Origin of the sequence: Sphingobacterium bovistauri, from assembly GCF_020295405.1 — a bacterium.
Classification (GTDB): Bacteria; Bacteroidota; Bacteroidia; order Sphingobacteriales; family Sphingobacteriaceae; genus Sphingobacterium; species Sphingobacterium bovistauri.
The window spans coordinates 26630-37155 of sequence record NZ_JADEYP010000039.1; the positions used below are offsets into that span (position 1 = coordinate 26630).

Genomic DNA, 10526 nt, shown 5'->3' on the forward strand with positions numbered 1-10526 from the left:
AAATGAAAAACATAATCACCATATTCATCATGAGTGTCATGACAGTTTTTGTTACCTCGTGTAATAAAGAACTACACACTCCTTATGATCACCCTTTTTTCTATATCCATGTTGGACAAGCTTCGCAAGTTAATGTGCAAGCTACACGTGATGAAACTGTTGAATACAAAGTATACTTCAGTGCCAAAATGCAATATGATCCTATTACGTTAAAGTATGATATCATTGTTGGTAATGGATTGCAAGAGGGAATTGATTTTGAGTTGTTAAGTTCTTCTAAAGAATTAGTATTCAAACCAGGATATTTTGAGATACCTATTTCTATACTTTGGAAAAAGAATCCAATTGATATATCTAAAGATAATTCGATTACAATCAAGCTGATTTCGAATGATAAAGATATTACGATTGGTTTACCAGGTCCAGATAAAAATCAATCAGAGTTAAAAATCGTAAAAATATAAAATGTATAGATTGACAAAAATAGTATTGTTGCTTATTGCTTGTGTCATCGCAGGCAACAGTCAACTTCGTGGGCAGGTGTTGAAACAAGATGCTAAATTGGTAAGTGGTGTCTTGAAGAATGGATTTAAATACTATATCTATCCAGATAATTCTGATAAAGCACAGACATCTATTCAGCTATTTGTAAATGCAGGAAGTCTTCAAGAGAATGATAATCAATTGGGGTTAGCACATTTTGTAGAACATATGGCTTTCAATGGCAGTGAAAATTATCCCAAAAACCAAGTCATTACGTACTTAGAATCTTTAGGGGTAAAATTTGGTGCGGATCTGAATGCGCATACTTCATATGATGAAACGGTGTATAAAATTTCTATTGATACCAAAGATCAAACTAATTTGTCTAAGGCTTTGGATATTGTTTATGATTGGGCGTATAATTTAAGTTTTGATTCTTTGGAATTGGAGAAGGAGCGAGGTATTATCATCGAAGAATGGCGTACCAAGCAAGGTGCTTCAGCACGTATGAGTGATCAGACTTTACCGTTGATTTTTTATAATTCTAGATATGCTGAGCGCAAACCGATTGGTACCTTAGATATTTTGAGAAATTTTCAAAGACCCACCATTGTAGATTTTTACAAAACTTGGTATAGACCAGATTTGATGGGAATAGCCGTGGTGACAAATCAGGATGTAAAACTAACTGAAAAAATCATCAAACAACTATTTTCTCGTGCCAAGAAAGTCAAAAAAGCTGCGAAGAGGGAAAGATATGCATTAGCTGAACACAAAGATACATTGTTTAATATCTATACTGATAAAGAAGCCAAAAGTGTAGATTTCACTTATATTACTAAACTTCCTGCTATTAATCCTTTAAAAACAGTATCGGATTTGGAATATAGAATTTTGAGAAATATGTCAAATGCTTTAATTAAAAAGCGTTTTGATCGTATAACTCAAAAATCAGACGATTACAAAAGTTCGTCGATGTCTTTCTCCGATTTATTGTTGAATAATGGATTGTCGATAGGTGGTGCTGTTTTATTTGAAAACAATATTGAGGCTGGTATAGCTGAGTTTTTATTAGAAAAGGAGCGTATCGTGAAATATGGCTTTACATCTGAAGAGATTACATCGTATGCTAAGCAGGCGGTTGCTCAATTAAGTCGAAGTAATGAGAATGACAATAGTTTAAATGCAAGTTTACTGCTAGGACAGCTGAAAGATAATTTTTTCAATGGCGATATTTTGATGGATAAAAATAATAGAAAGGACCAATCCATTCGCATATTAGAATCAGTTGACTCTGTTCGTATTGTTAAGCACATTGCTAATTATTTTTCAGCAGGGAATACCGTTATTCTATTAGCTGCACCTGAAAGGCTAAAGGATAAATTACCTAATAACTCAACTCTTAAAAGATTATTTGAGGAATCAAGAAATAAAACTATTGCTCCTTGGAAAGATGTAGTTATAGTCCCTACGCAGTTATTATCAAAAGAACCTGTTGCAGGGTCAGTCGTTAGAAAAACAAAGATTGACCAAATTAATGTTGAAAAATGGGACTTGTCTAATGGGGCTCATGTATATGTTAAAATTAGTAATTCCCGCAAAAATCATTTGCAGTTAACTGGATTTAGAAAAGGGGGGTATGCGGCTATAGATTCTTCGAAGTACGTCAATGCAGCATTTACAAAGAATATTTTAGGTAACAGTGGTGCGGGGAAATTTGATAGAAATGCGTTGACTAAATTTTTAACGGGTAATTCGGCTTCTGCTACATTTATGATGTCATCTCATCGTGAAGGGTTATCTGCAAGTGCTAAATCCAAAGATGTAAAAATGATGTTTGAGTTGATGTATTTGAAATGGACTTCTCCTAAAGTTGATCAAAATGTTTTTAATAGCATTAAAAAGAGAGCAATAGATGCAGCTCAAACTAAGCAATTTGACGTGTCTAAAGATTATACAGATCAGCTTAGTAAAGCAATAGGATCGGATGATTTTGATGAGAATAAAATTTCGGCTGAAAAGATTGAAAATGAATTGAATATTGAGGGGATAATTCCAGTATTCAATGAAAGATTTGGTTCAGCTAGAGATTTTGATTTCATAATAATAAGTGACATCGCTACAGATTCAATACAATCTTATGTAGAGAAATATATAGCATCACTTCCAGCAGATTCTTATCAAATTGATCAGCAAATTCCTTCATATACAAATACTGCAGACAGAGATATTCTTGTCTATGCAGGTGAGGCACAAAAAGCGACTGTTAATTTATTTTTTCAGACTATCGATAGTAAATATGATTACCCAGAGATTTTGATGAATGAAATCGCTGAAAGTATCCTTAAAGTAAAATTGAGAAAGAATCTTCGCGAGGAACAATCGGGTGTATACGGTGTGGGGGTTAATGTAAGTGCGACCTCAGAACCAACTAATTTGATGAGAACTCGTGTTAATTTTACTTGTGAGCCACAGCGCAAAGATTTCTTAATCGAGCAGGTTTTTGTGGAATTGAATAAGATTGTAAAGGAACCAACCTATTTTTCGGAAGAGTTGGAAAATGCAAAAGTTCAAATGCAGCAAGCTTATAAAAAACAATACGACAAGGACACTTTCTGGAGTGCCGAGTTACGTAATCATGTTTATTTTAATTTCAGTAATTGGGATTATTTCACCCAGTATGAGAAAATATTGAATGCGATTACTGCTGAACAGATGAGTCGTTATATACATGATAAAATATTAAAAGCAAAACAAATTAAGGCTGTAATGATGCCTGCACAAATTAATAACTAATATTATGAAAAGATTATTAGCAATTTTTACGTTAGTCATCCTAACTGTAACAACCTTCACTTCGTGTGAAAAGGATGTTACTTTTTCAGATGATATAGTTTTAGAGTCATTTACTTTTGAACCTTCAAGCAATGAAGGGTTGAATAAAAGTGTGTCCGCTACAATAGAGGGGAAAACGATCTATATACGTGTTCCTAATGCTGTAGATATAAAAGCTGCGGTACCTACTTTTAGATTAAATCAAGCAAAAAATGTCGCTTTTATAGGTTCTAAAGTTGTCGAATCAGGTGTTACGCCAATAGATTTGTCAGATACTAATAATCCTACTGTGATAAGATTTGGTGCGGAAGGTTCTGTTTCGGAGTATAGTATTATAGGTGTAAAGAATGCTTCGATTTTGAGTTTTGGATTTTATGCAGAAGATAATGAAGGAGTTTTATTTAGAGATTATACTGCAACGATTACTAAGTTGGCTATCAATGTTGATTTGCCAATCGACGCCGATGTTACCTCTTTGGTAGCGCGCTATACCACTACAGATGGTGCTACAGTAAAGTATAATGGTGCTGCTTTTGTTAGTAAGCAAACAGCTGTAGATTATACTTCTGCAGTAGAGATTAGTCTTTCTGATGATGAAATGGAATCTGATGAGATTTTTACAGTCAATGTCGGAAGATTAACGGCTCCTGTATGGTCCGAAGTAGTGTTGCCAGAATTTTTAAATGTTTCTACGACAGCTTCTACAGTGGAGATTAACCCATTAACAAATCAACCTTATGTGATGATCCAAAGATCAGGAAGTGCTGACCTTGATCGCAAAGCTGTAATGGCAGGGTACAATCCTGAGTCAACATCTTGGTTTAGTGTAGGTGATCAAACTGGTTTTTCTGATTCTCGTATAGATGGTGTATCATTTACCTTTGCAAAAAATGGAGATATTTTTGCTGCGTACAAAGATTATTTGGCGGGCACTAATGTTCAGTATGGAACAGTTCAAAAATATACAAATGGGGCTTGGTCGTATGTGGGAGGAATACAGTCAACATTTAATCGTGTAAATTATTTATCTATTGCTGTTGATAATAATGATGTCCCTTACTTAGGTTATATTTTTGCAAGAGCAGCTTCACCATTTCCAAATAGAGGTACATATGTTGAATCTTTCCGTAATGGAGCTTGGTCTGGAGGTACAATGGCACCTTCTACAACAGGATTTTGGTCTAAAATTGTGAAAGGTAGAGATGGTGTATTGTATTACCTTGTGATGGATTTGACGAGTGGAACTGGTGTTAGAAAGCCTTCTGTTTATAAATTATTGAATGATAATTGGTCTTTAGTAGGACAAATGAATGTCGGTCCTTCAAATTCTAATTCAGGTAATCTTAATATTGATTTAGATGCAACTGAAGATGGCCAATTGTATCTAACTTACCAATCAAATAATCCTAGTTATGCTACATATGTTATGCATTGGGATGGAAATACTTGGAAGCAATTGGGCGATGGTATAGCGCAAACGACAAGTGGTTCAGCCAACAGAGATAATGTAGCGGTAAAAGTGCATCCTGATGGAAGAATATTCTTTGCATATTCAGATGCTAATAACGGGATCAAAGTAACTACATTTAATAATGAGACGGGTAACTGGAATCCAGCAAGTCTATTATCTACATCAAATGGTAATAAACTTGAAATGCGAATTTCGGAAGAGGGTGTAGTGTATTTGACAACTGTTATAGATAGTCGAGTAGTTTTATTTAAATACGATATACCAGTTTTATAATACTGTTATTTTACAAAAGAAGCACCTATTGGTGCTTCTTTTATATTCTATACACTATAATGAAAAAAATAATCAAGTTAGTTAGTTTATCATTCTTTTTCTTATCAAATCTCAATATAGTATTATCTCAATCTACAGAAACTGAAGTTGAGATTAGAGGTAAGGTGTTTTTAGATATTAATAAAAATGGCATTATCGATAAAAATGAGAAGAGAATATCTAAGGTTCTAATTTCAAATGGAATTGATATTATAGAAACCGATAAGCACGGGAACTATACTTTATGTATTAAAAAGGGGCAGTCTTTATTCCCTATTTTATCCTCAAAATATAAGTTAATAACTAAACAAAATTCTAATATTATAAATGCGAATTATTTATTTTTTCATCCTGATAGCCTTATTGATGTTCACAAATCTTATGATTTTTTGATTCAGCCTAACGTTGTTAAAAATAAGTTTACAATAGGAGCTATTGGTGATATTCAAATTGACAATAGCGAAGAATTGAATTATGCCGCGAAAAGTATAGGGACTGAATTGTCAAATTCAAATACTATTGATTTTAATATCATTTTAGGTGACCTAGTGAATGATAAATTGGACTTGTTAGATAATGTAAAATCTTTATTAGAAAAAACTCAAACGCCATCATGGGCATTGCCTGGTAATCATGATCGTAATGTCAACAATGAATCTGCAATGAATACTGTGTTTAATCAGAAATTTGGAGCTGATACATATGCATTTAATTGCGGAAAAGTGCATTTTATAGTTCTCAATAATGTGTATTCGACAGGAAAACGAAATTATGAGGGCAGAATAAGTGCAGATCAATTACTTTTTATTAAAAATGATTTATCTCATGTTGATAAAAAGACTACGTTAGTTATTAGTCAGCATATTCCGATGTATGGAACAAAAAATCGTGAGGAGCTTTTTAAAATTTTAGAAGGTTATGACAAGGTTTTAATATTGTCAGGACATACCCATGTTGTAAGTAGACATGTATTTAGTAACGGTAATATTCAAGAGATAGGAGCTGGTGCAACATGTGGAACATGGTGGCGAGGAGAAAAAAATAGTGAAGGAATCCCCGAAGCGTTAATGCAGTGTGGCACTCCAAGAGGCTACTTTGTAATTGATTTTGATCACACGGACTATTCTTTCAAATACAAAGTTGTTGGATTAGATGAATCAAAGCAAATGTCACTTAGTTTGGATAGTAATCAAATGGTGGCAAATATTTTCGGCGCATCTGATAGTACATTGGTTCAGTATAAAATAAATGATGGCGAATGGAAGGTAATGAAGAAAAATCGGATGGTTGATCCTTATGTATCTCAAATTGTGAAAAGCAATAAAAGTAAAATTTATCCTACATTAAATAATACGGTGAATCCATTACGTGCACGTGCATCAAATCATATTTGGACTGCGGAGGGTGATTTTTCAGTCGAAAAACAGCCTATTTCTATTACAATAAAAGCAGAAGATAAGTTCGGTTTTTCTGTTCAAGAGGAGTTTCTGTTATTTCAATAAATTATTTTGAATTAACTCAATAATTAGAGAAGTTCTAGGCTAGTTTTCATTAAAGAATTTAATAGGTGGAATTTATTCGAAAATCGATAGGTTTTAAAATAGATATGATTATAAATCTATCATTTCTTTTACAAATGGTTTGCAGTTATCTTCTATTAAAATAATTATTTTTATGGAAATTTAAATTAAAAACCATAATTACTATGCTTAAGGTAAGTATATACAAGTTATTTTTCAGTGCTGTATTTTGTGCTGCATTTAGTTTTTCACAAGCTCAGGTTCATAATCCAAATGACGAAAATTTATATATGGATGTGACGGAATGGATGAAAACTTTGGAAAAGAAATCGGGAGAACTTTTAAAGAACTCTACATATTTAGACACGACGCAAGCAAAGTTACAATTGACTGCAGCTGAAGGGAAGATTGCAAAAGTTAAGAAATTGAACCCTTTGAATAAGTCATTAACACAGGCTGAATTGGCGACACTAGTTAAAGAATCCACAGTGGTTTTTGGCATGGCTTACGATTGTGGTAGATGTCATTTAACACACGTTAACCCTGCCTCAGGTTATGTAATTGATGAAGATGGTATAATTGTAACGAATCATCATGTCGTGGAATCATTTACTAAATCAGAAGGTCGTAAGAATTTGGCGATGCCAATTCAAACATCCAACGGAAATGTTTATTTAGTAACAGAAATTTTGGCTAGTAATGAAGCTGCCGATTTATGCATTGTTCGAGTTGATACAAAAGGAGATAAGTTAAAAGCTTTGCCTTTAGGTAATGCAGCAAAGCAAGGGGATGAAATATTTGTAATGGGACATCCAAACCAAATGTTATATTATTTTACAGGTGGAAATGTTGTTAGAAATTATATGAGTCCTAAGTCTCGTTTCCAAACATTTAGTGTAGCGGAAATGGATATTACTGCTGATTATGCAGCAGGCTCGAGTGGTGGCCCTGTAGTTGATAACAAAGGGAATTTGGTAGCAACAGTGTCTTCAACACGTTCAATTTATTATAATCAACAGGAGCAAAAGAATTTGCAAATGGTGGTTAAAAATACAAAGCCGGTTATTTCATTGAAGAAAATGATTAGTTGGAAGTAGTATATGCTTTTTATTTTTACAAAGGCTTAAGTTTATCTTAAGCCTTTGCTATTTTATAAGCCCCCTCATTTTTCTTATATTGCATCTTAAAAAATATTTGATGATGAATAGAGTTTCAATCTTAACTGTTTTATTACTTATGGGGGCATCAGCAATGGGGCAACGTGCACCAGAAAAGAATATTGAAAAATCGGTTTTGACAAGTAAAATAAATAATTACTTAAACAAGAGAGTGATGAGCTCTGAAGACCTTTGGAAACTAGGTAGGGTGTCTGCAGAAGGTTTGAGTGCGGATGGATCAATCTTGATTTATGGTGTTTCAAATTATTCTTTCGAAGAAAATAAATCTGAAAAAAACTTATACACGATTCCTACACAAGGCGGTATAGGAAAGGAATTTACAAATGAATCTGGAGGAGAGTCGGTGGTCGAAATTACTTCTGACAATGATGTTATCTACCTTTACAAAGGCCAAATTTGGAAGAAAAATCTAAGTGGTACATCTCCTGTACAATTGACTGATGTTGAAGGTGGCTTGTCAAATGTGAAGCTTTCACCTGATAAGAAGCATATTATTTATAGTAAACAAGTTTTAATTAACAAGAATCACAGTAAAGATAAATATGTTGACCTAACAAAATCAAATGTCTACATCTATGACAATTTAGATTATCGTCATTGGGATTCAGAAAATGATGGTCGTTTTAATCATCCTTTTGTCGCTAGTTATGAAAATGGTAAAATTGGCGAAGCAATAGATTTATTGGAAGGACAACCATTCTATAGCCCTACAGCTCCATTTGGTGGCTCTGAAGATTTCACTTGGGCTCCTGATAGCAAATCGGTATTATATGTCTGTAAAAAGAAGTATGGCAATGATTATGCTACAAGTACTAATACTGATATTTATCAGTATAATTTACAAACAAAGGTCACTAGCAATTTAACTGATGGAATGCTCGGTTATGATAATCACCCTATATATAATACTGCTGGAAACAGACTCGCATGGATGAGTATGAAAACGGACGGTTATGAGGCTGATAAAAATGACATCATCGTAGTGGATGCTGTATCAGGTGCAAAATTGAATTTAACAGGTCATTGGGATGAAACAGTAAATTCATTTACATGGAGCAAGGATGGCAAAAGAATTTATTTTGTTGCACCTACAAAAGGGACGGTACAGCTCTTTGTCGTTGATGTACCTACGAATTTAAATATACGCTCTTTGCCAGTAATTCAACAATTGAGTAATGGTCAATTTGATGTGTCAGGTATCGTAGGTGAAACAAAAGGTGGTCTAGTGGTTACATCCACAAAAATGACGCAAGCAACTGAAATCTATCTTTTCAATTTAAAAACAAAATTACTTTCGCCTATCACAACTGTGAATGATGCGAAATATGCTCAATTTGAAGAAACGAAAGTGGAGGGACGATTTACTAAAGCTTCCGACGGCGAGGATTTGTTTTCATGGGTGATTTATCCACCAGATTTCGATCCCAAAAAGAAATATCCAACATTATTATTCTGTCAAGGAGGTCCGCAGTCGGCTACTACACAGGGGTATTCATTTCGTTGGAATTTTCAATTAATGGCTTCACAAGGTTATATTGTGATTCTTCCTAATCGTCGTGGTATGCCAGGCTGGGGTACGAAGTGGAATAAAGATATTTCAAAAGATTGGGGAGGACAACCTATTCGTGATTATTTGTCAGCAATAGATGATTTGAAAAAAGAATCTTACGTGGATAATGATAGGATAGGGGCTATAGGAGCTAGTTACGGCGGGTATTCAGTATTTATGCTTGCTGGAGTTCATGATGGACGTTTTAAATCGTTTATTTCGCATTGTGGTCTATTTAATATGGAATCATGGTACGGTACAACTGAGGAGCTATTCTTTGCAAATTATGATTTAGGAGGTCCATATTGGGATAAAACGAATAACAAAACATTCCAAGATTTTAACCCTATAAAACATATAGACAAATGGAACACGCCAATTTTGATTTTCCAAGGAGGAAAAGATTACCGAGTGCCTGTAGGTCAAGGACAAGAAGCTTTTCAAGTAGCGCAATTAAAGGGAATCAAAAGTCGTTTCGTGTACTTACCAGAAGAAAACCACTGGGTGTTATCTGGTCATAATGCACAAGTGTGGCAGCGTGAGTTTTTTGGATGGTTGAAAGAAACTTTATAATAAAAAGAAAATGTCTGAAGCGGGGAACTTCAGACATTTCTAACTAACCAATTATTAACCTAAATTATGAATTACTAGTATAACGACCATTTCTGTGCCAATATTGTGTTAAAATTATCGTTTAACAATTTTTAACATCATTCTCCAAATTAAAGCAATTTATAGAATAATTATTATCCAAGAGGTAAATTTGATTTTGGTGTTAATTGCTGTAAACAAGAAAATGTCTGAAGCGGGGAACTCCAGACATTTCTAACTAACCAATTATTAACCTAAATTATGAATTACTAGTATAACGACTAATATTATACCAATATTATTTACAAATATTGATTTAACAGATGTTTAACATTTTACAGACTGTTTGATGACATACGGGTAAAAAAAGATCCCTGAGTAACCGAGGGCACTGAAAAAGTCTCAACTTTTAATGAGACTTAAAGAAATGACTGAGTATATGATTTACCTTACTCAGTCATTTTTGTTTAAAGGATTTCTGGAAGTTTGCTTTTTAATGGCCTTGTTAAAGATTTAACCTACTTGGACTTGCTATTTGGTTTTCTAGCATCCCAATTCGATTGTTTTTGAGGCAATACCCCTCCTTT

6 protein-coding genes are annotated in these 10526 nt (G+C 33.8%); all 6 read left to right on the forward strand.

Annotated features, from left to right (window positions below):
- Positions 1-2 precede the first annotated feature (2 nt).
- The 6 genes from IPZ78_RS15960 (at position 3) to IPZ78_RS15985 (ending at position 9921) form a co-directional block, all read left to right on the forward strand.
- Positions 3-464 (forward strand): hypothetical protein, encoded by a 462-nt coding sequence (locus IPZ78_RS15960; protein WP_225554984.1) that lies wholly within the window; start codon positions 3-5, stop codon positions 462-464.
- Between the two features lies 1 nt (position 465).
- A complete protein-coding gene (locus IPZ78_RS15965) occupies positions 466-3279 on the forward strand; it encodes a M16 family metallopeptidase (RefSeq protein WP_225554985.1) in 2814 nt (937 codons plus the stop codon).
- Between the two features lie 4 nt (positions 3280-3283).
- On the forward strand, positions 3284-5062 hold the full coding sequence (locus IPZ78_RS15970; protein WP_225554986.1) for a hypothetical protein: 1779 nt from the start codon (positions 3284-3286) through the stop codon (positions 5060-5062).
- Between the two features lie 59 nt (positions 5063-5121).
- Positions 5122-6603, forward strand: coding sequence for a calcineurin-like phosphoesterase C-terminal domain-containing protein (locus IPZ78_RS15975; RefSeq protein WP_225554987.1), 1482 nt, complete (start codon positions 5122-5124; stop codon positions 6601-6603).
- Between the two features lie 203 nt (positions 6604-6806).
- Positions 6807-7718: a S1 family peptidase gene (locus IPZ78_RS15980; protein WP_225554988.1), complete on the forward strand. Its 912-nt coding sequence runs from the start codon at positions 6807-6809 to the stop codon at positions 7716-7718.
- Positions 7719-7818: 100 nt separating this feature from the next.
- Positions 7819-9921, forward strand: a complete 2103-nt coding sequence (locus tag IPZ78_RS15985) for a S9 family peptidase (RefSeq protein WP_225554989.1) — start codon at positions 7819-7821, stop codon at positions 9919-9921.
- Positions 9922-10526 lie beyond the last annotated feature (605 nt).